Origin of the sequence: Streptomyces sp. NPDC087420 (assembly GCF_044744165.1) — a bacterium.
Lineage (GTDB): Bacteria > Actinomycetota > Actinomycetes > Streptomycetales > Streptomycetaceae > Streptomyces.
This window is the reverse complement of record NZ_JBIUXU010000023.1, coordinates 1-24,094: the sequence shown is the minus strand read 5'-3', so window position 1 is coordinate 24,094 and position 24,094 is coordinate 1. Positions and strand designations below refer to the sequence as shown.

At 70.2% G+C, this 24,094-nt stretch carries 26 protein-coding genes; 17 read left to right on the top strand and 9 right to left on the bottom strand.

From position 1 onward, the window contains the following. Positions 1-14 precede the first annotated feature (14 nt). Positions 15-1,442 carry a metallopeptidase TldD-related protein gene (locus ACIO1C_RS34250; protein ID WP_401871310.1) on the bottom strand — a complete coding sequence of 476 codons (1,428 nt, stop codon included), beginning with the start codon at positions 1,440-1,442 and terminating at the stop codon, positions 15-17. Beyond that, positions 1,439-2,962, bottom strand: coding sequence for a TldD/PmbA family protein (locus ACIO1C_RS34245; RefSeq protein ID WP_401871307.1), 1,524 nt, complete (start codon positions 2,960-2,962; stop codon positions 1,439-1,441). Before ACIO1C_RS34245 ends, ACIO1C_RS34250 begins: the two co-directional genes overlap by 4 nt. A 248-nt stretch (positions 2,963-3,210) precedes the next feature. Here ACIO1C_RS34245 and fabG point away from each other — a divergent pair, with 248 nt between their 5' ends. From fabG to ACIO1C_RS34230, 3 genes are all read left to right on the top strand, one after another. Further along, positions 3,211-3,930 (top strand): 3-oxoacyl-[acyl-carrier-protein] reductase, encoded by a 720-nt coding sequence (gene fabG / locus ACIO1C_RS34240; protein ID WP_401871304.1) that lies wholly within the window; start codon positions 3,211-3,213, stop codon positions 3,928-3,930. A gap of 4 nt (positions 3,931-3,934) precedes the next feature. After that, positions 3,935-4,705, top strand: coding sequence for an enoyl-ACP reductase FabI (fabI, locus tag ACIO1C_RS34235; protein ID WP_401871301.1), 771 nt, complete (start codon positions 3,935-3,937; stop codon positions 4,703-4,705). Positions 4,706-4,890: 185 nt separating this feature from the next. Further along, a complete protein-coding gene (locus ACIO1C_RS34230; protein WP_401871298.1) occupies positions 4,891-5,355 on the top strand; it encodes a hypothetical protein in 465 nt (154 codons plus the stop codon). Positions 5,356-5,453: 98 nt separating this feature from the next. On the opposite strand, the gene ACIO1C_RS34225 is transcribed toward ACIO1C_RS34230, so the two are convergent. After that, a complete protein-coding gene (locus tag ACIO1C_RS34225) occupies positions 5,454-6,128 on the bottom strand; it encodes a FadR/GntR family transcriptional regulator (RefSeq protein WP_401871296.1) in 675 nt (224 codons plus the stop codon). 92 nt (positions 6,129-6,220) lie between these two features. Here ACIO1C_RS34225 and ACIO1C_RS34220 point away from each other — a divergent pair, with 92 nt between their 5' ends. The 4 genes from ACIO1C_RS34220 to ACIO1C_RS34205 all read left to right on the top strand — a co-directional run bounded on the left by ACIO1C_RS34220 (position 6,221) and on the right by ACIO1C_RS34205 (position 8,651). Continuing rightward, complete coding sequence (locus ACIO1C_RS34220) at positions 6,221-7,498, top strand: CynX/NimT family MFS transporter (RefSeq protein ID WP_401871294.1); 1,278 nt, start codon at positions 6,221-6,223, stop codon at positions 7,496-7,498. A 4-nt stretch (positions 7,499-7,502) separates the two neighbouring features. Further along, positions 7,503-7,619 carry an SGM_5486 family transporter-associated protein gene (locus ACIO1C_RS34215; protein ID WP_327237232.1) on the top strand — a complete coding sequence of 39 codons (117 nt, stop codon included), beginning with the start codon at positions 7,503-7,505 and terminating at the stop codon, positions 7,617-7,619. Between the two features lie 232 nt (positions 7,620-7,851). After that, entirely contained in the window at positions 7,852-8,058 is a 207-nt protein-coding gene (locus ACIO1C_RS34210) for a hypothetical protein (RefSeq protein ID WP_401871291.1), read from the top strand. A gap of 74 nt (positions 8,059-8,132) precedes the next feature. Then, the gene (locus tag ACIO1C_RS34205; RefSeq protein WP_401871289.1) at positions 8,133-8,651 is read left to right on the top strand and encodes a SixA phosphatase family protein; all 519 of its coding nucleotides are present in this window, start codon (positions 8,133-8,135) and stop codon (positions 8,649-8,651) included. Between the two features lie 152 nt (positions 8,652-8,803). Here the strand turns inward: ACIO1C_RS34205 and serB are convergent, their stop codons facing one another. Then, a complete protein-coding gene (serB, locus tag ACIO1C_RS34200; protein ID WP_401871286.1) occupies positions 8,804-10,084 on the bottom strand; it encodes a phosphoserine phosphatase SerB in 1,281 nt (426 codons plus the stop codon). A gap of 257 nt (positions 10,085-10,341) precedes the next feature. Between serB and ACIO1C_RS34195 the strand changes: the two genes are divergently transcribed. Then, positions 10,342-12,861, top strand: coding sequence for an FHA domain-containing protein (locus ACIO1C_RS34195; protein ID WP_401871284.1), 2,520 nt, complete (start codon positions 10,342-10,344; stop codon positions 12,859-12,861). 91 nt (positions 12,862-12,952) lie between these two features. On the opposite strand, the gene ACIO1C_RS34190 is transcribed toward ACIO1C_RS34195, so the two are convergent. Next, a complete protein-coding gene (locus tag ACIO1C_RS34190; protein WP_401871282.1) occupies positions 12,953-13,777 on the bottom strand; it encodes a transglycosylase SLT domain-containing protein in 825 nt (274 codons plus the stop codon). Positions 13,778-14,224: 447 nt separating this feature from the next. Between ACIO1C_RS34190 and ACIO1C_RS34185 the strand changes: the two genes are divergently transcribed. From ACIO1C_RS34185 to ACIO1C_RS34170, 4 genes are all read left to right on the top strand, one after another. Next, a complete protein-coding gene (locus tag ACIO1C_RS34185) occupies positions 14,225-15,370 on the top strand; it encodes a GAF domain-containing sensor histidine kinase (protein ID WP_401871279.1) in 1,146 nt (381 codons plus the stop codon). Then, positions 15,363-16,007, top strand: coding sequence for a response regulator (locus tag ACIO1C_RS34180; protein ID WP_401871277.1), 645 nt, complete (start codon positions 15,363-15,365; stop codon positions 16,005-16,007). Before ACIO1C_RS34185 ends, ACIO1C_RS34180 begins: the two co-directional genes overlap by 8 nt. A gap of 150 nt (positions 16,008-16,157) precedes the next feature. Beyond that, positions 16,158-16,403 carry a chaplin gene (locus ACIO1C_RS34175; RefSeq protein ID WP_401871274.1) on the top strand — a complete coding sequence of 82 codons (246 nt, stop codon included), beginning with the start codon at positions 16,158-16,160 and terminating at the stop codon, positions 16,401-16,403. A gap of 59 nt (positions 16,404-16,462) precedes the next feature. Next, positions 16,463-16,717 carry a chaplin gene (locus ACIO1C_RS34170; RefSeq protein ID WP_401871271.1) on the top strand — a complete coding sequence of 85 codons (255 nt, stop codon included), beginning with the start codon at positions 16,463-16,465 and terminating at the stop codon, positions 16,715-16,717. Positions 16,718-16,874: 157 nt separating this feature from the next. Here the strand turns inward: ACIO1C_RS34170 and ACIO1C_RS34165 are convergent, their stop codons facing one another. Beyond that, the gene (locus ACIO1C_RS34165; protein ID WP_401871268.1) at positions 16,875-17,672 is read right to left on the bottom strand and encodes a hypothetical protein; all 798 of its coding nucleotides are present in this window, start codon (positions 17,670-17,672) and stop codon (positions 16,875-16,877) included. Between the two features lie 125 nt (positions 17,673-17,797). Here ACIO1C_RS34165 and ACIO1C_RS34160 point away from each other — a divergent pair, with 125 nt between their 5' ends. The 4 genes from ACIO1C_RS34160 to ACIO1C_RS34145 all read left to right on the top strand — a co-directional run bounded on the left by ACIO1C_RS34160 (position 17,798) and on the right by ACIO1C_RS34145 (position 20,948). Further along, a complete protein-coding gene (locus tag ACIO1C_RS34160; RefSeq protein WP_327237242.1) occupies positions 17,798-18,589 on the top strand; it encodes an ABC transporter ATP-binding protein in 792 nt (263 codons plus the stop codon). Positions 18,590-18,671: 82 nt separating this feature from the next. Then, a complete protein-coding gene (locus ACIO1C_RS34155) occupies positions 18,672-19,100 on the top strand; it encodes an NfeD family protein (protein ID WP_401871265.1) in 429 nt (142 codons plus the stop codon). An 85-nt stretch (positions 19,101-19,185) separates the two neighbouring features. Beyond that, positions 19,186-20,118, top strand: a complete 933-nt coding sequence (locus ACIO1C_RS34150; protein WP_327237243.1) for an SPFH domain-containing protein — start codon at positions 19,186-19,188, stop codon at positions 20,116-20,118. 62 nt (positions 20,119-20,180) lie between these two features. Next, entirely contained in the window at positions 20,181-20,948 is a 768-nt protein-coding gene (locus ACIO1C_RS34145; RefSeq protein WP_401871262.1) for a sulfite exporter TauE/SafE family protein, read from the top strand. 69 nt (positions 20,949-21,017) lie between these two features. On the opposite strand, the gene ACIO1C_RS34140 is transcribed toward ACIO1C_RS34145, so the two are convergent. The 3 genes from ACIO1C_RS34140 to ACIO1C_RS34130 form a co-directional block, all read right to left on the bottom strand. Continuing rightward, on the bottom strand, positions 21,018-21,530 hold the full coding sequence (locus ACIO1C_RS34140; RefSeq protein ID WP_327237244.1) for an HNH endonuclease: 513 nt from the start codon (positions 21,528-21,530) through the stop codon (positions 21,018-21,020). A gap of 142 nt (positions 21,531-21,672) precedes the next feature. Next, positions 21,673-22,212, bottom strand: coding sequence for a YbhB/YbcL family Raf kinase inhibitor-like protein (locus tag ACIO1C_RS34135; protein WP_401871259.1), 540 nt, complete (start codon positions 22,210-22,212; stop codon positions 21,673-21,675). Between the two features lie 92 nt (positions 22,213-22,304). Then, positions 22,305-23,087 carry a sporulation protein gene (locus ACIO1C_RS34130; protein ID WP_401871256.1) on the bottom strand — a complete coding sequence of 261 codons (783 nt, stop codon included), beginning with the start codon at positions 23,085-23,087 and terminating at the stop codon, positions 22,305-22,307. A gap of 78 nt (positions 23,088-23,165) precedes the next feature. Here ACIO1C_RS34130 and ACIO1C_RS34125 point away from each other — a divergent pair, with 78 nt between their 5' ends. Further along, positions 23,166-23,807, top strand: a complete 642-nt coding sequence (locus tag ACIO1C_RS34125; protein ID WP_401871253.1) for a DNA-3-methyladenine glycosylase — start codon at positions 23,166-23,168, stop codon at positions 23,805-23,807. The last annotated feature ends 287 nt before the right edge of the window (positions 23,808-24,094 follow it).

Genomic DNA, 24,094 nt, shown 5'->3' with positions numbered 1-24,094 from the left:
TCAGTCTAGATCGGTCACACCCCGCGGCTGACCGAGCTCATGTTGAAATCGGGGATGCGCAGGGCCGGCATCGCGGCCCGGGTGAACCAGTCGCCCCACTCGCGCGGCAGCGTCTTCTCCGTGATCCCGGCCTCGGTGGCCCGCGACAGCAGGTCGACGGGCGACTCGTTGAACCGGAAGTTGTTCACCTCGCCGACGACCTCGCCCTTCTCCACGAGATACACCCCGTCCCTGGTCAGGCCGGTGAGCAGCAGCGTCGCCGGGTCGACCTCGCGGATGTACCAGAGGCACGTCAGGAGCAGGCCGGGGCCGTCGTGCCCGGTGGCCGCGACCATCTCCTCCAGCGTCCGCTCGCCGCCGGCGTCCAGGACCAGGTTGCCGATGCTGGGCGCGACGGGCAGGCCGGTCAGGGCCGCGCTGTGCCGGGTGGTGAGCAGGTGCTCCAGCTTGCCGTCCCGTACCCAGTCCGTCGCCGTCAGCGGCAGACCGTTGTCGAAGACGGACGCGTCGTCGCCCGAGGAGTGGGCGATCACGAACGGCGCGCACTCCAGACCCGGTTCGCCGGGCGCGCTGCGCAGCGTCAGCGGCAGCTCGGAGAGCGTCTCGCCGACGCGGGTGCCGCCGCCGGGGCGGGAGAAGACCGTACGGCCCTCCACGGCGTCGCGGGCCGCCGACGACCACAGCTGGTAGATCAGCAGGTCGGCCACGGCGGTGGGCGGCAGCAGCGTCTCGTACCGCCCGGCGGGCAGGTCGATCTTCCGCTCGGCCCAGGCCAGGCGCTTGGCCAGTTCCGCGTCCAGGACAGCCGGGTCGACGTCCTTGAAGTCGCGGGTGGCCCGGCCCGCCCAGGCGGAGCGGGTGCGGTCGGGCGACTTGGCGTTCAGCTCCAGGGTGCCGCTCGGCTGGTCGTGGCGCAGCCGTACGCCCGTGGACGTGCCGAGGTACGTGGAGGTCAGCTCGTGGTTGGCGAAGCCGTACAGCTCACGGCCGCCGGCCCGGGCGCGGGCGAAGGACTCGCCGAGCGCCGGCGCGAAGTCCGTGAAGACGGCGGAGGTCGTCTCCGCCGGCGCGTCCGCGAAGTCCCCGGACACCGGACCGCCCGCCACCAGCGGCCGGGCGTCCTCGGCGGGCCCGGCGCCCCGGGCGGCCGCCTCGGCGGCGCGGACCAGCGGTTCCAGGTCGCCGTCGGTGACCGCGGACCGCGACACCACCCCGGAGGCGGTGCCCTGCGCGCCGTCGACCGTCGCGATGACGGTGAGCGTACGGCCCCGGGTGACCCCGTTGGTGGTCAGCGCGTTGCCCGCCCAGCGGAGGTTCGCCGACGACTGCTCGTCGGCGATGACCACACAGCCGTCGGCGGTGGACAGCTCCAGCGCGCGCTCGACGATCTCGTGCGGCTTGGCCGTACGGCCCGTGGTCGTCCCGCTCTTCGCGCCGCTCATCGGCCCGCCTCCTGCGTCGTGTTGAGGATGTTCACTCCGCGGAAGAGCGCGGACGGGCAGCCGTGCGAGACCGCCGCGACCTGGCCCGGCTGGGCCTTGCCGCAGTTGAAGGCACCGCCCAGGACATACGTCTGCGGGCCGCCGACGGCCTCCATCGACCCCCAGAAGTCCGTCGTCGTCGCCTGGTAGGCGACATCGCGCAACTGGCCGGCGAGCTTGCCGTTCTCGATACGGAAGAAGCGCTGCCCGGTGAACTGGAAGTTGTAGCGCTGCATGTCGATCGACCACGACCGGTCGCCGACCACGTAGATCCCGCGCTCCACCCCGCCGATCAGATCCTCCGTGGCGAGGCCGCCCGGATCGGGACGCAGCGACACGTTCGCCATCCGCTGCACCGGCACATGGCCCGGCGAGTCCGCGTACGCGCACCCGTTGGACCGGCCCAGACCCGTCAGCTTCGCGATCCTGCGGTCCAGCTGGTACCCGACGAGCGTGCCGTCCTTCACCAGGTCCCACGACTGGGCCTCGACGCCCTCGTCGTCGTACCCGATGGTGGCGAGCCCGTGCTCCGCGGTCCTGTCACCGGTCACGTTCATCACCGACGAGCCGTACGCCAGCTTCCCGAGCTGGTCGAAGGTGGCGAAGGAGGTCCCCGCGTACGCCGCCTCGTACCCCAGCGCCCGGTCCAGCTCCGTGGCGTGGCCGATCGACTCGTGAATCGTCAGCCACAGGTTGGACGGGTCGACCACCAGGTCGTACGTCCCCGCCTCGACGCTCGGCGCCCGCATCTTCTCGGCGAGCAACCCCGGGATGCGCTCCAGCTCGGAGTCCCAGTCCCAGCCCGTCCCCGTCAGGTACTCCCAGCCCCGCCCGGCCGGCGGCGCGATCGTCCGCATGGAGTCGAACTCGCCCGAGTCCGAGTCGACCGCGACGGCGGTCAGCTGGGGGTGCAGCCTGACCCGCTGCTGGGTGGTGACCGTGCCCGAGGTGTCCGCGTAGAACTTGTTCTCGTGGACGGTGAGCAGCGACGCGTCCACATGCGCCACCCCCTCCGCCCGCAGCAGCCGCGCGCTCCACTCCGCGAGCAGCCCGCTCTTCTCCTCGTCCGGTACGTCGAACGGGTCGATCTCGTACGCCGACACCCAGGTCTTCTCCGCGTGCACCGGCTCCCCGGCCAGCTCCACCCGCTCGTCGGACCCGGCCGCGGCGATCACCTTCGCGGACAGCTTGGCCATGGCCACGGCCTGCCCGGCGACCCGCGCCGCCGCGTCCATCGTCAGGTCGACCCCGGAGGCGAACCCCCAGGCCCCGCCGTGCACGACCCGGACCGCGTACCCGAGATCCGTACTGTCCGAAGAACCGGCGGGTTTGGCGTCCCGCAGCCGCCACGCCGCGCTGCGCACCCGCTCGAAGCGGAAATCCGCGTGGTCGGCACCGAGCGCCCGCGCCCTCGCGAGCGCGGCGTCGGCGAGTGCCCGCAAGGGCAACGCCAAGAACGTCTGATCTACCTCATGGGGCACGGCGGCCTCTCCTCAACTCACACTCGGCACGTTACCGGCAGTGAATCACGCGTCACCGGCCTGGTTACGGACACCCATACAACGCCCCACCGGCCCGTCGCGCCACGAGAATTCGCTCGCGCCCGGCCCGGGGTTCTGTAGGGAACCGACAGGGTTGGCCGTCCGGCACTGTCAGAGGCGATTCTTCGCGAGCCGGGCAGTACCGATAGGTTTTCGGCAGACCAGACCGCTGAGGAAAGGGTGATCCGATGAGCCGCTCGGTTCTCGTCACCGGAGGAAACCGGGGCATCGGCCTCGCCATCGCCCGCGCCTTCGCGGACAACGGCGACAAGGTCGCCTACACCTACCGCTCCGGCGAGCCGCCGCAGGCCCTGACGGACCTGGGCTGCCTGGCCGTTCGCTGCGACATCACCGACACCGAACAGGTGGAGCAGGCCTACAAGGAGATCGAGAAGAAGCACGGTCCTGTGGAGGTGCTGGTGGCCAACGCCGGCATCACCAAGGACCAGTTGCTGATGCGGATGTCCGAGGAGGACTTCACCTCCGTCCTCGACACCAACCTCACCGGCACGTTCCGCGTCGTCAAGCGGGCCAACCGCGCCATGCTGCGCGCCAAGAAGGGCCGGGTCGTCCTGATCTCCTCGGTGGTCGGCCTGACCGGCCAGGCGGGACAGGCGAACTACGCCGCGTCCAAGGCCGGCCTGGTGGGCTTCGCCCGCTCCCTCGCCCGCGAACTGGGCTCGCGGAACATCACCTTCAACGTCGTCGCCCCCGGCTTCACGGAGAGCGACATGACGCGGGTGCTCACCGACGAGCAGCGCGCGGACATCGTCTCGCGGGTCCCGCTCGGCCGTTACGCGCAGCCGGAGGAGATCGCCGCAGTGGTGCGGTTCCTCACCTCCGACGACGCCTCGTACATCACTGGAGCCGTCATTCCCGTTGACGGCGGATTGGGCATGGGTCACTGATCACATGAGTGGAATCCTGGCCGGCAAGCGCATCCTCGTCACGGGGGTCCTCACCGAGTCCTCCATCGCCTTCCACGCCGCGAAGGTGGCGCAGCAGCAGGGCGCCGAGGTCATCCTCACCGGTTTCGGCCGGCTGACCCTCGTCGAGCGCATCGCCAAGCGACTGCCCGAGCCCGCCCCGGTCATCGAACTGGACGTGACCAACCAGGAGCACCTGGACGGGTTGGCGGACCGGATCCGCGAGCACCAGGGCGCCGACGCGCGCCTCGACGGCATCGTGCACTCGATCGCCTTCGGCCCGCAGGGCGCGTTCAACTTCCTGGAGGCCCAGTGGGAGGACGTCGCGACGGCCGTCCAGGTCTCCGCGTACTCGCTCAAGTCCCTGACCGTGGCCTGCCTGCCGCTGATGGAGCACGGCGGCTCGGTCGTCGGCCTCACCTTCGACGCGCAGGTCGCCTGGCCGAAGTACGACTGGATGGGCGTGGCGAAGGCCGCGCTGGAGTCCACCAGCCGCTACCTCGCCCGTGACCTGGGCGCGCGGAACATCCGCTGCAACCTGGTCTCGGCCGGTCCGCTCAAGTCGATGGCCGCCAAGTCCATCCCGGGCTTCGAGTCGCTCGCGGACGTGTGGAACCACCGGGCCCCGATGGAGTGGGACATGTCCGACCCGGAGCCGGCGGGCCGCGGCATCGTCGGTCTGCTGTCGGACTTCTTCCCGAAGACGACGGGCGAGATCGTCCACGTCGACGGCGGCGTGCACATGATGGGCGCCTGACCCTTCCGCGCCACCTCCTTCCGCGCCACCTCCTACGGAAGCCGCGTGCTCGTCCCCCGGGACGGCCACGCGGCTTCCGTATGTCACGGAGCGTGTCCGTCCGAGTCGAAAAGAGCGGCACTTCCCCGCACACTGGGCAGAACGGACCAGATCGTTCCGGTCGTGGCGGGGGAGGAGGTACGGGGATGCGCAGAGTGCGTCGTGTGCTGGTCGCGTTCCTGGCCGCCCCGCTGATCCCGCTGGGACTGACGGTCTTCTCGGAGGTACGGGAGCCCCCCGCCCCGCCCGCCGCGACGGCGCGGCCCGGCCCCCGCGCCCCGGCGGGAGCGGCGGCGGCGCCGGACCGGGACCGGATGCAGGACCAGGACCGAGACAAGGGCCAGGATCAGGACCGCGACCAGGACCGCGACAAGGACCGGGACCGTGCGACCTGCCGTACGCGGATCCAGGGCTCCCGCGCCACCGCCTTCTGCCACAACCCGTACCCGGAGACCGACCGCGTCCGCCTGCACGTCGAATGCGCCCGCTGGTGGGACATCGACGTCGACAGCGCCCCGGCGGAGCTCCATCCGGCCGGTTATGTCCAGCTCTCGGACCGCTGCTGGAAAGAGGTCAGGTCGGTGTGGGTCAGCCATGAGCGCGTGAGCTGAGCCCGAGTCGTACCGGCCCGCTCAGTCGTACCGGCCCGTTCGGACCCGTACCGGCCCGTTCAGCCCGTACCGGCCCGCTCAGACCCGCTCAGACCCGCTCAGACCCGCTCGACCAGGCAGTGCAGCGCGTGGCTCGCCGCCTCCGCGCCCGCCGCCTCCCCGTCGCCCGCCCGGATCGCGGTCACCAGCCGCGCGTGGTCCATGTGGTTCTCCGGCCGCAGCTCCGCCCCCACATCCGTCCGCAGCCGGTCCCGCAGCAGATGCCCCAGGTCCGCGTAGAGCGTGACCATCACGTCGTTGTGCGAGGCCGACACCACCGCCAGGTGCAGCGTCGCGTCCGCCGTGACGAACCGCTCCGCGTCACCCGCGGCCCACGCCTCCTCGCGCCGCGCCAGCAGCGTGTCCAGCAGGCGCAGGTCCTTGGCGGTACGGCGCTCCGCCGCGAGCCGGGCGGCCGACGACTCCAGCGTGGAGCGCAGCTCCGCGATGTGCCGGTCATCGGCGTCCGCGAACCTGCGCTGCATCACGCCCGCCAGCTCACTCGTCGCGGCGACGTACGTCCCCGAGCCCTGCCTGATGTCCAGCAGGCCGTTGTGCGCCAGGGCCCGGACCGCCTCACGGACGGTGTTGCGTGCCACGCCCAGCTGCTCGACCAGCTCGGGCTCGGTGGGGATACGGGATCCCACCGGCCACGCGCCCGAGGTGATCTGGTTCCGCAACTCGGTGATCACCTGGTCCGAGAGGGCGGAACGCCGGGGAGAGGTCAGCGCCATGGTGTTCCCAACTCTGGTCTGTAAAAGGGGAGGGTCAATTGGACAAAGGGATAATTGGACAACCAATCATCCCATGATTCTATGATGGCCCCATGTCTGACGAGACCCGGACCGAGACCCGGCTGCCCGCCACCACCCCGAGTGTGCCCGGCGATGCTCCGGCACCGGGCCCCGCCGCGTGGGTGACACCGGTCGTTGTCGCGGGACTGGTCCTCGCCGCCCTCAACCTCCGTCCCGCCATCACGAGCCTGGGCCCCCTGCTGGAGGACGTCCGGGGCGGCCTGCGCATGAGCGGCACGGTGGCCGGGGTCCTCACCTCCGTACCGCCCTTCTGCTTCGCCGTCTTCGGCTTCACCGCGCCCCGCCTGGCCCGCCGCTTCGGCCCCGGCGCGGTCGTCTGCGCCGGCATGGTGGCCATCACCGCGGGGCTGCTGATCCGGCCCTTCACGTCCGGTACGCCCGCGTTCCTCGCGGCGAGCGCCCTCGCGCTCATGGGCATCGCGGTGAGCAACGTCCTGATGCCGGTGATCGTCAAGCGGTACTTCCCCGACCGGGTCGGCACCATGACCGGCCTCTACTCGATGGCCCTGGCGCTCGGCACCGCCTTCGCCGCCGCCGCGACCGTCCCCATGACCGAGGCGCTGGGCGGCAGTTGGCGCGTGGGCCTCGGGGTCTGGGCCGTGCTCGCCGCCCTCGCCGTCCTGCCCTGGATCGCTCTCGTACGCGACCGCAGCGGCGCCGCCACCCCCTCCCCGGCGGACGCCCCGGGGGCGCGCGGGCTGAGCCTCGTGCGGAGCCGTACCGCCTGGGCGCTCGCCTGTTACTTCGGCATCCAGGCCTCCGGCGCGTACATCACCATGGGCTGGATGCCGCAGGTCTTCCGGGACGCCGGCCTCTCCGCGGGCACGGCGGGGCTGCTGCTCGCCGTGACGATGGTGATGGGCGTCCCGCTGGCCTTCGTGATCCCCCGGCTCGCCACCCGGCTGAAGAACCAGGGCCCGATCGCCGTGGCCCTCGGCCTGTGCGGCCTGACGGCCTTCACGGGCCTCTCCCTCGCCCCCGCGTCCGGCGCCTGGCTCTGGGCCGTGCTCCTCGGCATCTCGAACTGCTCGTTCCCGCTCGCCCTCACCATGATCGGCATGCGGTCGAGGAGCGGCGCCGGAGTCGTACGCCTCTCCGCCTTCGCGCAGTCCACCGGCTATCTGATGTCGATCCCCGGCCCCCTGCTGATCGGGGTGCTCTACCAGAACACCGGCGGGTGGGGGCTGCCGCTGGCGATCATGGGCGGGTTCCTGGTGCCGCAGATGGTGGCGGGTGTCATCGCCGGGCGGGACCGGACGATAGAGGACGAAACCAGGATGCGAGACTGAGCGCATGCCAGTCCTTGACCCGAATCCCCAGAACGGCCAGCAGAAGCTGCTCATCGTGTTCGGCACGATCATCGGCATCCTGGTGATCATCGGCATCATCGCCTCGATCGCCAGCCCGTGATCAGGGGCTCGTGATCACCCGTCCTTGATCGCCCGTCCTTGATCAGCTGCTCGTGATCGCGGGTCCTTGATCACCACCGCTGACCGGTCTGCCCCGGTCTGTGGTGGGGCTGGCACCACCGTCCCCTAGGGGGCCAGGGTCAGGGGCGAGTGGGTGGGTCACCGGATGGGCCGGGACGCCCGCGATCCGTAGGTTCTGAGGTGTCGGAAACCACGGACCCACGGAGGCGGACATGCCGGCCAGAACGTACCCCCGCACCCGCCCCAGGACCGCCGACACCCTGCCGGTCCGGCTCCCGTGGTGGGCCCTGGCGCTGCCCGCCGTGGCCTTCTCCGTCCTGCTCGTCCTGATGGCGGGACCCGGCGAGGCGCAGGCCGCGACCACCGACCCGGGGATCGCCCGGATCCTGGACCTGATGCGGTACGTGCTCGGGGGATAGCACTGTTCACCCGTGCCGGGGGCCCGTTCCAACACCCTGCGCCCGCGGGCGCATTTCATGCGAAGCTGGATGGCATGAGCGCCGATACGTCCCGCAGGATCGTTCTACTCCGGCACGCCAAGGCCGACTGGCCGGAGGTGGCCGACCACGACAGGCCACTCGCCGACCGGGGCCGTGCGGATTCCTCCGTCGCGGGCCGCCGCCTCGCCGAGACCGGTATCGCCATCGATCTCGCCCTCTGCTCCACCGCGGCGCGGACCCGTGAGACCTGGAAGCTGGCCGTGCACGAGCTGCCGCAGCGTCCGAGGACCGTCTACGAGGACCGGCTGTACGACGCGACCCTCGGCGAGCTGCTCGCCCTGATCAACGAGACCCCCGACGAGGTGAACAACCTCCTCCTCGTCGGTCACAACCCCGCCATGCACGCCCTCGCCGACGCGATGGCAGGCCCGGACTCGGACGACCACATCGCCCGGATGACCCGCAGCGGGTTCCCGACGGCCGCCTTCGCCGTCATCGGGGTCGACCGGGGCTGGAAGTCGGTGGAGCTGGGAGTGGGCACGCTCCAGGAATTCTGGGCGCCGCACGACTGAGCCGTACTCCTTCCGGGACTGTCCAGGTCCCGGGACTGTCCAGCTTCCGGGACTGTCCAGCTTCCGGGACTGCCCGTTACGGGACTGCCCGGATACGGACGACGGGCCCCGCACGGCATCCGTGCGGGGCCCGGGTGTCTTCCGCCCTGGCGTCAGTCCTGTCCGCGCCCGCCGTCCTCCGGCGCCTCGGCCTCCTCGACCTCTTCGCGCGTGATCCCCAGCAGGTAGAGGACGGTGTCCAGGAACGGTACGTTCACCGCCGCGTGCGCCGCCTTGCGGACCACCGGCTTCGCGTTGAAGGCCACCCCGAGCCCGGCCGCGTTCAGCATGTCGAGATCGTTGGCGCCGTCGCCGATCGCCACCGTCTGCGCCAGCGGCACCCCCGCCTCCGCGGCGAACCGCCGCAGCAGCCGGGCCTTGCCCGCGCGGTCCACGATCTCGCCGGTCACCCGCCCGGTCAGCTTCCCGTCCACGATCTCCAGGGTGTTGGCGGCGGCGAAGTCCAGCCCGAGACGGTCCTTGAGCGCGTCCGTGACCTGGGTGAACCCACCGGACACGACGCCCACTTGGTAGCCGAGCCGCTTGAGCGTACGGATCAGGGTGCGGGCCCCGGGAGTGAGCCGTACCTCCGCCCGTACCTTGTCCACCACCGACGCGTCGAGCCCGGCCAGCAGCGCCACCCGCGCGTGCAGGGACTGCTCGAAGTCCAGCTCTCCCGCCATGGCGCGGGCGGTCACCTCGGCGACCTCCGCCTCACAGCCCGCGTGCGCCGCGAAGAGCTCGATGACCTCGTCCTGGATCAGCGTCGAGTCGACGTCCATCACCACCAGGCGCTGGGCCCGGCGCGCCAGCCCGGCCGAGACGACCGCGACATCCACCCCGATGCCCGCCGCCGAGGTCGCCAGCGCCGTGCGCAGCGGCGCGGTCTCCACGCCGGACACCGCGAACTCCACCGCCGTGACGGGGTACTTGGCCAGCCGGAAGATACGGTCGATGTTGCCGCCGGTCGAGGTGATGCTCGCCGCTATGGCGGCCGTCGACTCCGCCGTGAGCGGGTTGCCGAGCACGGTGACATGGGAACGGCCGCTGCCGCGCGGCCGGTTGTCGCCCTTGCCGGAGATGATCTCGGCCTGGAGTTTGAGCGACTCCGTCCAGCTGTGGACGGTGGCGCGCAGCTCGCCCTCGGTGGCGCCGCCCGCCGCCGGCGCGGTGACCAGCGCGCACAGGACGATACGGCCACGGGTGACGACCTGCTCGATGTCGATGACGTCGACGGCGTAGGCGGCGAGGGTGTCGAAGAGCCCCGCGGTGATCCCGGGGCGGTCCTTCCCGAAGATCTTGACGAGAAGGGTCGGGACCTCGGTGGCCGGGACCTCGGTGGTCCGGACGTCGGTCGGGACGTCGGGGGTCTGGTGGGGCTGCGGTGCGCTCATGGTGATCCCACCGTAGCGGGCGCGGCCCCGGGACCGGCCCGGCGTCCCGTACAGCGGACACCACGACCGTCCGGCGGACCCGTTCCCATGATCACGGGCGGGACGGGACAGCGCGCATGGACCCCGTCGTACCTGGGTATTCAGGAGGCCCGGTTTTCACGGGAAGCCGCCCGCCTGAAATAGTTCCCCACGATGTTCGCCATCCCTAGACTCCCCAGCGATGGGGGAACTTCGGGGGACAACTAGTGGGGCATGGAGTGCACGAACTCGTACTGGAATTGAACGGAAGGACCTGGGCGCTCGATCCGGCCAGGTCGTACACCCTGGGACGTGATCCGCAGGGCGACCTCGTGGTCGACGACGCCCGGGTCTCGTGGCGTCACGCCACCATCAGCTGGGGGGACCGGGGTTGGGTCATTGAGGATCACGGAAGCACCAACGGTACGTACGTACGGGGGCAGCGGGTCCATCAGACGGAGATCGCGGCCGGTTCCGCCGTGCATCTCGGCAACGCGACGGACGGGCCCCGGCTGAGCCTCTCCGCCGCCGCGTACAGCCCGCAGGCGGCCGCGCCACAGCAGGCGCCGTACCAGCAGCAGGCCCCGCAGGCGGCGCAGGCACCCGTTCAGCCGGCCGTCCCGCAGCAGGGCTGGCAGCGGCCCCAGCAGCCGCAGGTGCCCCAACAGGGCGGTCCCGGGGGCCCGTTCGGAGGGCAGGGGCAGCGGCAGGGGCAGGCGCCGGACGCGGGAGCCTCGCCGTACTACGGTGACCGCAACCCGACCACGTTCCACCAGCTCTCCCTCGGCCGGGTCATGCGCATCGGCCGCGCGCTGGAGAACGAACTGGTCGTCTCCGACCTCCAGGTCTCGCGCCACCACGCCGAGTTCACCGCCACGCCCGACGGCCGCTACGAGCTCCGCGACCTCGGATCCCACAACGGTACGTACGTCAACGGCCAGCCGATCGCCAAGTCCGGCACCGTACCCATCGGCCCCAACGACATCGTCGGCGTCGGCCACTCGACCTTCCGCCTCGTCGGCGACCGCCTCGAAGAGTTCGTCGACACCGGTGAGGTCTCCTTCTCGGCCCGCCACCTCACGGTGACGGTCGACGGCGGCAAGCAGATCCTCAAGGACGTCTCCTTCGGGGTCCCGGAGAAGTCGCTGATCGCGGTCATCGGCCCGTCCGGCTCCGGGAAGTCCACGCTGCTCAAGGCGCTCACCGGCTACCGCCCGGCCAACGAGGGCGATGTCCTCTACGACAACCGGAACCTGTACAAGCAGTTCGCCGAGCTGCGCCAGCGCATCGGCCTGGTCCCGCAGGACGACATCCTGCACAAGGAACTGACCGTCAGGAAGGCGCTCAGATACGCGGCGAAGCTCCGCTTCCCCGGCGACACCAAGCCCGCCGAGCGCGAGGCCAGGATCGACGAGGTGCTGGGCGAGCTGAAGCTCGACATCCACAAGGACAAGAAGATCACCGCGCTCTCCGGCGGCCAGCGCAAGCGGGTCTCGGTCGCCCTGGAGCTGCTCACCAAGCCGTCGCTGATCTTCCTGGACGAGCCGACCTCCGGCCTCGACCCGGGCATGGACCGCGATGTGATGAAGCTCCTGCGCGACCTCGCCGACGACGGCCGTACGGTCCTGGTGGTCACGCACTCCGTCGCCGAGCTGGCGATCTGCGACAAGCTCCTCGTCATGGCCCCCGGTGGCTCGGTGGCGTACTTCGGCCCGCCGGAGGAGGCGCTCAACTTCTTCGGCTACACGACGTGGGCCGACGTCTTCTCGGCCTTCGAGAACTACCGCGAGTACGACTGGGCGGGCCGCTGGCGCGGCTCGCAGCACTACCAGATGTACGCCGCCGACATCGACGCCATCGCCGCGCAGTCCGTGGCCATGCCCTCCGCGCAGCAGATGCGCCCGCCCAAGCCGCAGAGCTGGGGCTCCCAGCTGTGGACCCTGGTCCGGCGCTATGTGTCGGTGATCGCGTCCGACCGGGGCTTCATGGGCCTGATGGTTCTGCTGCCGGCGATCCTCGGCGGGGTGAGCGCCGTCATACCGGCGAAGTTCGGCCTCGTACCGCCCACACCGCCCTCCCGCTTCAACAGCACCGCCGGGATCATCATGATGATCCTCGTGGTCGGGATGTGCTTCGCCGGCTCGGCCAACTCCGTACGAGAACTGATCAAGGAACGGGTCATCTACGAACGGGAACGGGCCACCGGCCTGTCCCGTTCGGCCTACCTGATGTCCAAGGTGATCGTGCTGGGGGTGATCACGGCTTTCCAGGCCGTCATCATCTGCGCCATCGCGCTGCCGGTCCGTGAGCTCCCCGAGAAGGGAGTGATCACCCACCCGGCCGTCGAGATCTGCCTCGCGATCATCGCCATGGGCTTCACGGCGATGATGCTCGGCCTGGTCATCTCCGCCCTGGTCAAGACCGCCGAGAAGACCATGCCGCTGCTCGTGATGTTCGCCATCGTGCAGCTGGTCTTCACCGGCACCCTCTTCCAGATCTTCGGCAAGCTCGGACTGGAACAGTTCGCCTGGCTGATGCCGTCCCGCTGGGCCCTGGGCGCGGCGGGCTCGACGCTCGACCTGTCGCACCTGATGGCGCCGTGGGACCCGGAGAAGCCGGACGACCTGGACCCGCTGTGGGAGCACACCGCCGCCCAGTGGTCGGTCGACATGATCGTGCTGGTCTTGATCGGCGTCCTCTGCGGCTTCGTGGTCGCGCGCCTGCTGCGCCGCCACGAGCCGGAGGTCATGCGCAAGTAGCGGTCGTACGGATGTGAGAGCACCGCGCCGGAGGGCGGCACCCCGCACAGGGGTGCCGCCCTCCGGCATTCGCGGTCGGTGACTGTCGCGCTCAGTAGGCGCTGTTGACGTTGTCCATCGAGCCGTACCGGTCGGCGGCGTAGTTGGCCGCGGCGACGATGTTGGCGACGGGGTCGTAGATGTTCTTCGACGTGCCGTTGACGTGGTACGTGGCGAACGTCGGGGGGATGACCTGGAGCAGGCCCTTCGACGGGATGCCGTTCTGGGCGTTGATGTCCCAGTTGTTGATCGCGTTCGGGTTACCGCTCGACTCGCGGATGATGTTGCGGTGCAGTCCGTCGTACGAGCCCGGAATGCCGTGCTTCTTCATGATGGACAGCGATTCCTTGATCCAGCCGTCCAGGTTGTTCGCGTAGACCGGGGTGCGCGCGGCGGACCGGCTGGCGGCGGCCTTGGCACGCTTCTCCGCGTCGGCGGCGGCCTTGGCCTTGGCCTTCGCGGTCTGCGCGGCCTTCGCCTTCGCCTTCGCGGCCTTCTCGGCCTTGGCCTTCTGCTCAGCCTTCTTCTCGGCCTTCGCCTTGGCCTCGGCGGCCTTCTTGGCCTTCTCGGCCTTGTCGGCCTTCGCCTGCGCGGCTGCCTTGACCTTGGCCGTGGCCTGGACCTTCGCCGTGTTCTCGGCGGAGGTCTGCTGCTTGAAGACGCTCGCGTGCAGCGACGCGGCCTGGGCCGCGGTGTCCGGGGTCGCCGTGAAGGCGGCCTGCGAGGCGGTGACCGCCTGCGAGGGCTTGGAGTCGGCCGCGGCGCCCGGAACGAGCGTGAAGGTGATGGCGGCGACTCCGGCGGCGGCGACGCCGGCGATCGAAGCCTTGTGCGCCCGGTTGAGACGGTCAAGGCCAGGGGTGCGTGACGAGAACATAGAGACGTACCTCTTCGAATAGCGGGGAGTCGCGGGGGCCGGGTGGCCGACAGCCTGCTCGGCGGCGACGGACGCAATTCTTAGCGGCCGCAAAATGCTGTGGCAAAGGTGTGACGTACGACCCCGGGTAGTGGGACGGGGAGGGGGGCGAATGGTGCGTTTTCCCCGTGTGGCAAGCTCACAGCCCCCTTATTTGTCGACTAGCGGCCTTCGTAAGTGACGTACGTCCTATGTGCGGGCTCACATCGGGGGCAGGGTGACCTCACCCCGCGTTGCTGGAGCAATGCGTACGGTGAATGGCTCCGCGGCGGTCGCGTCCGGTCCTCATCCGGGTCCCGCCGGGGTCTGTGCCCGGCCCGCCAGGGTCTTCCGGCCTAGGCCGTACGCCCTGGTCACCCCCCTCTTAGGCCTCATCACACGGGACCGACCCGCCGGTACGGTGAACACATGAGCCACCGAACCGGGTCCGGCCTCGCGGCGGTGAGCACCGCGTTGCTGGCGATGAGCCGGCACCTGGAGGTACGGGACGTCCTGAAGACGATCGTCGCCTCCGCCCGTGAACTGCTGGACGCCGAGTACGCGGCGCTCGGCGTCCCCGACGACCACGGCGGCTTCGCCCAGTTCGTGGTCGACGGCGTGAGCGACGACCAGTGGAAGGCCATCGGCCCCCTCCCGCGCCAGCACGGCATCCTCGCCGCGATGCTCAGGGCCGAGACGCCCCAGCGCCTCGCCGACGTACGCCAGGACCCCCGCTTCGAGGGCTGGCCCGCCTCCCACCCCGACATGTCCGACTTCCTGGGGCTGCCCGTGAGGGACGGCGACGAGACCCTCGCCGCGCTCTTCCTCGCCAACAAGACACCCCCTGGGCCCGGCGGGGGGTGCGGGTTCACCGAGGAGGACGAGGAACTGCTCGGCATCCTCGCCCAGCACGCCGCCATCGCCCTCACCAACGCCCGGCTCCACGAGCGCAGCCGCGAGCTGACCATCGCCGAGGAACGCTCACGCCTCGCCCACGAACTCCACGACGCCGTCAGCCAGAAACTCTTCTCCCTGCGCCTGACCGCCCAGGCCGCCGCCGCCCTGGTCGACCGCGACCCGGCCCGCGCCAAGGACGAACTCCAGCAGGTCACCGCCCTCGCCGCCGAGGCCGCGGAGGAACTGCGCGCGGCCGTCGTCGAACTGCGGCCCGCCGCCCTCGACGAGGACGGCCTCGTCCACACCCTCCGTACCCAGATCCACGTCCTGGACCGCGCCCACTCCGCCCGGGTCACCTTCGACAGCTTCTCCGTACGGGCCCTGCCCGCCGCCCAGGAGGAGGCGCTGCTGCGGGTCGCCCAGGAGGCCCTCCACAACGCGCTGCGGCACTCCGGCGCCGACCGGGTCGACGTCACCCTCGCCCGCCGGGGCCCCGGCGTGGTCCTCGGCGTCACCGACAACGGCACGGGCTTCGACCCCCGGGCGGTCCGCCGGGCCGGCCGGCACCTGGGGCTGGTCTCGATGCGCGACCGGGCCGGCGGCGTCGGCGGCAGACTCAGCGTGCAATCGGCGCCCGGACGGGGCACCACGATCGAGATGGAGGTGCCCGGTGGGTGACAAGACCATTCGTGTCCTGCTGGTGGACGACCACCAGGTGGTCCGCCGCGGCCTGCGCACGTTCCTGGAGGTCCAGGACGACATCGAGGTCGTGGGGGAGGCGTCCGACGGGGCCGAGGGCGTCGCCCGCGCCGAGGAGCTGCGCCCCGACGTCGTCCTCATGGACATCAAGATGCCCGGCACCGACGGCATCGAGGCCCTGCGCACCCTCCGCGACCTCCAGAACCCGGCCAGGGTGCTGATCGTCACCAGCTTCACCGAGCAGCGCACCGTCGTCCCCGCCCTGCGCGCCGGCGCGTCCGGTTACGTGTACAAGGACGTCGACCCCGAGGCGCTGGCCGGCGCCATCCGCTCCGTGCACGCCGGGCACGTACTGCTCCAGCCCGAGGTCGCGGGCGCCCTGCTGGCCCAGGACAACCCCGGCGGCGGCCAGGGCCGGGGCACCACCCTCACCGAGCGGGAACGCGAAGTCCTCACCCTCATCGCCGACGGGCGCTCCAACCGGGAGATCGCCCGCACCCTGGTGCTCTCCGAGAAGACCGTCAAGACACACGTCTCGAACATCCTGATGAAACTGGATCTCGCGGACCGCACCCAGGCCGCCCTCTGGGCCGTCCGACATGGGATTACCGGCTGATCGGACGGCCCACAGGACCGCTCATCGTCCGGTCTGAGATTCATACCGTCGGGTGTATGTCACCCACACGGCGCATCCTGATCGTCCCCCGGGCGTTCTCCATGGCATGCCGCGGCGCACCGCCGCGGCCGCCCCGAGGAGGAACCCGCAATGAAGAACCTGAAGAAGGCCGCCACCCTCACCCTCGTCGCCGGTGGCATCGTCGCCGCCGCGTCCGGTGTCGCGTCCGCCCAGGGCGGCGCGCAGGCCGAGGGCGCCGCCCTCAAGTCCCCGGGCATCGCCTCCGGCAACCTCGTCCAGGCCCCGGTGCACATCCCGGTCAACGCCGTCGGCAACAGCGTCAACGTCATCGGCGTACTGAACCCGGCCTTCGGCAACGCCGCCGTCAACCACTGACAGCGACCCGCCGCACCGCCCTTTCACACCCTTACCGATTCTCGATTGAGGAACACCCCATGAAGGTCGCCAAGAAGGCCGCCCTGGTCATCGTCACCGCCGGTCTCGCCGCGAGTGCCTCCGCCGGCGCGGCGTTCGCCACCGGTGGCGGCTCCGGCGCGCAGGCCGACGGCCTGGCCCAGCACTCCCCGGGCATCGGCTCCGGCAACGCGGTCCAGGTCCCGGTGCACGTCCCGGTCAACCTGACCGGCAACACCGTGAACGTGATCGGCCTGCTGAACCCGGCGTTCGGCAACCACTCCGTGAACCGCTGAACGACTGACTGACGCGCCGCGTGCGAGGCCCCGAGACCGCCGTCATCCCCCGGCGGTCCGGGGCCTCGGACGTGATACGCGCCACGCGCCGGGGCCCGTGTCGTCCGTCCGTACGTCTCCGTCCGTACGTTTCCGGCACGGCCCACGCCCACGTGATTCAGACCACAGGCGGCAGCCCCCGCTCCCGCTCCTCCACATACGCGTTGTACGAGGCCACCTGCGCCCGCCGCGCCACCCGCTCCACCGGCCGCAGCGCCGCACCCCGGGCCGACATCTCCGACGCGCTCACGGCGCCCCCGTCCCCGTGCTCGTACGCCAGCGCCACCAGCAGCCCCACCCGCTGCGCCAGCTCCAGCACCCGCACCGCGCGCGGCGGATACCCGGGAGCCAGCACCTCACGGCCCCGCTCGGCCCGCGCCCGGTACGCGTCCAGCGCCGCCTCCGCCACCGGCCCCGAAGCCGCCACGTCCAGCCGCGACAGCACGTCCGTCGCCTCCCGCAGGGCCTCCGCCAGCTCCCGCTCCGCCTCCCCGAGCGACGGCACGTCCGCCGGGGGCGCCTCCCGCACCGGCAGACAGTGCCAGACCACCTCGACGTGCTGGTCCCCGTCCGGGCCCACCGCGGTCACCTCGGGCACCAGACCGTACGGCGCGCCCGTGGCGACCACCGCCTCCTCGGCGTCCAGCGCGCGGGCGTTGAAGTCGGGGGGACCGCTGAGCCCCAGCGGATGGCCCGGCGCGGGCAGCGCGACCCGGTACCCGGTGACCCCGAGCGTCCGCAGCCGCCCCAGCGCCAGCGTGAGCCCGACAGGACCCGCCTCACCCGGCAGCCCCTCCACCCGGTGCACCGCGTCCTCGCCGACGATGGCGTGCACGGCGTCGTCCGGCGACACAAATCCGGCCAAGAGGGCGTTTCCCCATGCGGCCAGCAATCCTGAGCGTGGTTGCGAAAGCATGGCCCCAGCCTAGGGAACGGACCTCAGGGCCGGACCACTCCATAGGTGGCGTAGGTTTTCCCTGGGAACCGCGCCCACAGGCGCACCCGGAACTCGAGACGATTGCATGGGGAGACAACGCGCTCATGAGCGATGTACTGGAGCTGGTGGACGTATCCGTGGTCCGCGACGGACGCGCTCTGGTGGACGATGTCTCCTGGTCGGTCAAGGAGGGCGAGCGCTGGGTGATCCTCGGGCCGAACGGCGCCGGAAAGACCACCCTGCTCAACCTCGCGTCCAGCTACCTCTTCCCGACCACCGGCAGTGCCCGGATCCTCGGCGAGACCCTCGGCAAGGTCGACGTCTTCGACCTCCGCCCGCGCATCGGCATCGCCGGCGTCGCCATGTCGGAGAAGCTGCCCAAGCGCCAGACGGTCCTGGAGACCGTCCTCACGGCCGCGTACGGCATGACCGCCACCTGGCAGGAGCAGTACGACGAGGTCGACGAGCAGCGCGCCCGCGCCTTCCTCGACCGCCTCGGCATGACGGAGTTCCTGGACCGCAGGTTCGGCACGCTCTCCGAGGGCGAGCGCAAGCGCACCCTCATCGCCCGCGCCATGATGACCGACCCCGAACTGCTGCTCCTCGACGAGCCCGCCGCGGGCCTGGACCTCGGAGGCCGCGAGGATCTCGTACGCCGCCTCGGCCGCCTCGCCCGCGACCCGTACGCCCCCTCCATGATCATGGTCACCCACCATGTCGAGGAGATCGCCCCCGGCTTCACCCACGTCCTCATGATCCGCCAGGGCAAGGTGCTCGCCGCGGGACCCATGGAGACCGAGCTGTCCTCCCGCAATCTCTCCCTCTGCTTCGGCCTCCCGCTCGTCGTGGAGCGCACCGGAGACCGCTGGACCGCGCAGGGCCTTCCCCTCAAGTGACCACCCCCGCAAGGGGCCTGTCGCCCAGGTGACCTGATATCGCCCCTGTCCGCGGGGGGTTCACCGGACCTACCATGCACAAGTGGAAATCGACGCATGGGTGTGGTGGCTGATCGGCGCGGTCGGCCTGGGCATTCCGCTCGTCCTGACAGCGATGCCGGAGTTCGGCATGTTCTCCGCCGGAGCCGTCGCCGGAGCGATCGTCGCGTCCCTCGGCGGCGGAGTCGTGGCCCAAGTCCTGGTCTTCGTCGCGGTGTCCGTGGCGCTCATCGCCGTCGTACGGCCCCTCGCGGCCCGGCAGAACGCGCGCCGCCCGGTGCACGCGACCGGCATCGACGCGCTGAAAGGCCGTCAAGCCGTCGTCCTGGAACGGGTGGACGGCAACGGAGGCCGCGTCAAACTGGCCGGGGAGGTCTGGTCCGCACGGACCCTCGACGCGGGCCAGTCGTTCGAACCAGGACAGCAGGTGGACGTCGTCGACATCGACGGCGCGACCGCCGTCGTCATGTAGACCGGCCGAACACCCACCACGCACACCCCTGGTCTGACAAACTCGATCATCGGAACATCCGGCAGCGAAGGGCCCGAGGAACGCGATGCCATCAATCATCATCGTCCTGGTCATCCTGGTGGTGCTTGTATTCATCGCCCTGATCAAGACGATCCAGGTCATCCCGCAGGCAAGCGCCGCCATCGTCGAACGGTTCGGCCGTTACACCCGCACGCTCAACGCGGGTCTCAACATCGTCGTCCCGTTCATCGACTCCATCCGCAACCGCATCGACCTCCGCGAACAGGTCGTCCCCTTCCCGCCCCAGCCGGTGATCACCCAGGACAACCTGGTCGTCAACATCGACACCGTCATCTACTACCAGGTGACCGACGCCCGCGCCGCGACCTACGAGGTCGCCAGCTACATCCAGGCGATCGAACAGCTCACCGTCACCACGCTGCGCAACATCATCGGCGGCATGGACCTGGAGCGCACCCTCACCTCCCGCGAGGAGATCAACGCGGCCCTGCGCGGCGTCCTCGACGAAGCCACCGGCAAGTGGGGAATCCGCGTCAACCGCGTCGAGTTGAAGGCCATCGAGCCCCCGACCTCCATCCAGGACTCGATGGAGAAGCAGATGCGCGCCGACCGCGACAAGCGCGCCGCGATCCTCACCGCCGAGGGCATCCGCCAGTCCCAGATCCTCACCGCCGAGGGCGAGAAGCAGTCCGCGATCCTCCGCGCCGAAGGTGAGGCCAAGGCCGCCGCCCTGCGCGCCGAGGGCGAGGCCCAGGCGATCCGTACGGTCTTCGAGTCCATCCACGCCGGCGACCCCGACCAGAAACTCCTCGCCTACCAGTACCTCCAGATGCTCCCCAAGATCGCCGAGGGCGACGCGAACAAGCTCTGGATCGTGCCCAGCGAGATCGGCGACGCCCTCAAGGGACTCAGCGGAGCCTTCGACAACTTCGGCTCCGGCGGCGGACCCGGCTTCAACACCGGCAAGGAACGCAAACAGGCCCCCCCGGTGGAGTGACCCACGTTCCCCTTCGTGCATGATCGGTGCGTTATGCACCGATCATGGAGGGCCGCCACACCGTGACCATCTGGGAGATGCTCGCCGTTCTCGTCGCGGGCATCTGCGCCGGCACCATCAACACCATCGTCGGCTCAGGCACACTGATCACCTTCCCGGTCCTGCTCGCCACCGGCCTGCCCCCCGTGACCGCCACCGTCTCCAACGCGCTGGGCCTCATATCCGGCTCGATCAGCGGAGCCATCGGCTACCGCGCCGAACTCGCCGGACAGCGCCGCCGCATCCTGCGCCTGAGCGCCGCCGCCCTCGTCGGCGGCCTCACCGGAGCCGTACTCCTGCTGCTCCTGCCCTCGACGGCGTTCGAGACGATCGTGCCCGTCCTCGTCACCCTCGCGCTGCTGCTGGTCATCCTCCAGCCCAGGCTCTCCGCCGCCGTCCAGAAACGCCGCGCCGAGAAGGGCACCCTGATCCGCCCGGACGGCGGCCCTCTCCTCTTCACCGGACTGCTGCTCGCCAGCGTCTACGGCGGCTACTTCACCGCGGCCCAGGGAATCATCTACCTCTCCCTGATGGGCATGCTGCTGGACGACACCATGCAACGGCTCAACGCCGTGAAGAACATCCTCGCGGCCGTCGTGAACAGCGTCGCCGCGCTCTTCTTCCTCTTCGTCGCCGACTTCGACTGGACGGCGGTCCTGCTCATCGCGGTCGGCTCGGCCCTCGGGGGCCAGCTCGGCGCGAAGGCGGGACGCCGCCTGTCACCCACGCTCATGCGGGGACTCATCGTGGCCGTCGGCGGATGCGCGCTCGTCCAGCTGATGCTGCGCTGAGACGACCAAGGCCTGTTCCGCGACGGTCCGCGGGACAGGCCTCACGCGGGCGGCCCCACGCGGCAGGCGTCACGCCGCGGGCTGCACGCCCGCCAGCCAGCCCGGCAGCTCCGTCCGCTCGCCCGCCCGCAGCGAGAGCAGCATCGCGTCCGCCGGGGACGGCACGAACGGCTGCCGCAGCAGGGGCATCCCCGCCTGCTCCGGCGTACGGTCCGCCTTGCGATGGTTGTCCTCGGCGCACGAAGCGACCGTATTCAGCCAGCTGTCCGCCCCACCCCGCGACCTCGGCACCACATGGTCCACCGTCGTCGCGCGCCGGCCGCAGTACGCGCACCGGTGTTGGTCCCGTATCAGCACACCCCGTCTGGACCACGGTGCCTGTCTTCGGAAGGGCACCCGTACATACCGGCAGAGCCTGATCACCCGGGGCACCGGCAGCACCACCGTCGCCGCCCGCACGCGGAGACCGGGATGGGCCTGCTCGACCACGGCCTTGTCCTGGAGCACCAGCACCACCGCACGGTTGAGAGTCACCGTCGACAGCGGCTCGAAGCTCGCATTCAGTACCAGCGTGTCCCGCATCCCGCCCACCTCCCGTGTGCCGGCCCGCCGTCCGGCGGGCTTGGATCAACTCTGGCCGGGCACGCCGAGAGGGACAACACAATAAAAAATGCCCTGCCCTGATCTCTCCAAGACCAGGGCAGGGCAAACAACAGGCTAACGGTCAGCTTGCGTCAGGGGCCGCGTACTCCCCGATGAGCTGCGCACGAGCCAGTGTGTGGAATCGCAGATTGAAACCGACAAACGCCGGAGAAGCGTCCTCGTCGGCCCCCAGCACCTCCGTGTCCACCGCGTACACGGTGAACACATAACGGTGCGCCGGATCCCCGGCGGGCGGGGCCGCGCCACCGAAATTCTTGGTCCCGTAGTCGTTACGGGCATGCACGGCGCCCTTCGGCAGCCCCTCGAAACCGCCACTGGCCGCACCCGCCGGCAGCTCGGTGACCGAGGCCGGGATGTCGAAGAGCACCCAGTGCCAGAAACCACTGCCGGTCGGCGCGTCGGGATCGAAGCACGTCACGGCGAAACTCTTGGTCTCCGCCGGGAAACCCGCCCACCGCAGCTGCGGCGAGACATTCCCCGCGGCGTAGACCTGGGCGTCCTTCAGCACCGCACCCGGTGCGACGTCGTCGCTCACCACGGTGAACGACGGCACCTCCGGATGGAAGTCATGAGGAAGCGGAGCCCTCTTTGACTCGGTCACGTTCGAACCTCCGAATAGGCTGGCCTGGCTGTTCCGGCCGCTCTGGCTGATCTGGCTGATCTGGCCTTGCGACCCCGAGCTTAGGTCTCGGACTAGAACCAGTTGCGACGGCCGCCCACCTCGGCGAGCCACTGGTTGAGGTACGCCGACCAGTCCGTGCCCTGGAAGTCCCCGAGACCGACCTTGAACGCCCGGAACGAGTCGCTGCCCTCACCGAACAGACCCGGCTTCTTGTCCATCTCCAGGATCACGTCCATCTCACGGTCGTCCGCGATGAACGACAGCTCGACCTGGTTCAGCCCCCGGTACTGCGACGGCGCGAAGAACTCGATCTCCTGGTAGAACGGCAGCCGCTGGCGCGTCCCCCGGATGTGACCCCGCTCCATGTCCGCCGCCTTGAAGCGGAAGCCCAGCTGGAGGAAGGCGTCCAGGATCGCCTGCTGCGCCGGCAGCGGGTGCACGTTGATCGGGTCCAGGTCACCGGAGTCCAGCGCCCGCGCGATGTCCAGCTCCGTGGTCACCCCGATGTTCATGCCACGCAGCGGCTGTCCGTCGATGATCGTGATCGGGGTCTCCCAGGGGATCTCCAGACCGAACGGCACCACGTGCGTCGCCCCGGCCTGCACCTCGAAGGCGCCGCCGATGCTCTGCTTGGTGAACTCGATGTCCTGCTTGATCTCCTGGTCGTTCCCCTCGACCTCGACCCGCGCCTGGAGACCGACGTTCAGGCCCTGGATCTGCTGGTTCACCGAACCGCCCTGGAGCCGTACCTCGCCCTGGACGACCCCACCGGGGACGACGTTCGACTCGGTCAGTTCCGTCTCGACGGACGCACCGCCGGCGCCCATGCTCGCGAGCAGCTTCTTGAAACCCATGTGTGTTCACTCCTCCTAGTCCTGACCCCTACATACGCGCGACGACCGTAGCCGGTTCCACGGGTACCCTCGGACGTCATGATCGAGACCCCCGACCGTACGCCGCTGCCGCGGGACTTCTTCGACCGCCCGGTCCTGGAGGTGGCGCCCGATCTGCTCGGCCGCACGCTGGTACGGAACACGGACGACGGCACGATAGAACTCCGCCTCACCGAGGTGGAGGCGTACGCAGGCGCGATCGACCCGGGCTCGCACGCCTTCCGCGGACGTACGGCCCGCAACGACGTGATGTTCGGTCCGCCCGGACACGCGTACGTTTACTTCACGTACGGGATGTGGCACTGCCTCAACCTGGTGTGCGGGCCCGAAGGCACCGCGAGCGGGGTCCTGCTGCGCGCGGGACAGGTCACTGTCGGTGCCGAACTCACCCGCAAACGTCGACTCTCGGCCCGTCATGACAGAGAACTGGCCAAAGGCCCGGCCCGGCTGGCCACGGCCCTGAGCGTCGACCGCGCACTGAACGGTACGGACGTGTGCGACGACGCCGACGCCGACCTGGCGATCCTGGCGGGCACCCCCGTGGCGGATGACCTGGTCCGCAGCGGCCCCCGTACCGGAGTCGGCGGCGACGGCGCGGTCCACCCGTGGCGCTTCTGGATCGACGGGGACCCTTCGGTGAGTCCTTACCGCGCCCACGTGCCGCGACGCAGACGAACTTGACTCGCCCCGTTCATCCGCCTAACGTAGCCCGAGCCGCTTGACACGGGTCCTGCTGTTCAGCAGCCCCCGGAGCGGCCATCCTCTACCTCCGATCACACCCCAACGGGTATGGATTTCGGCATGCCGAAATTCCGACCCTGCGGCTCGATTATGAGCCGGACGGGGAATCGGTTAAAGTAGTGGACAGCCGAGAGGCAAAGAAACAAAGGCCAATCCAAAGGCCACCGGAATTCAAGCGGCAAGAACAGCCAAATGGATCTGGTAAGGTTGGAAACACGAAATACCGA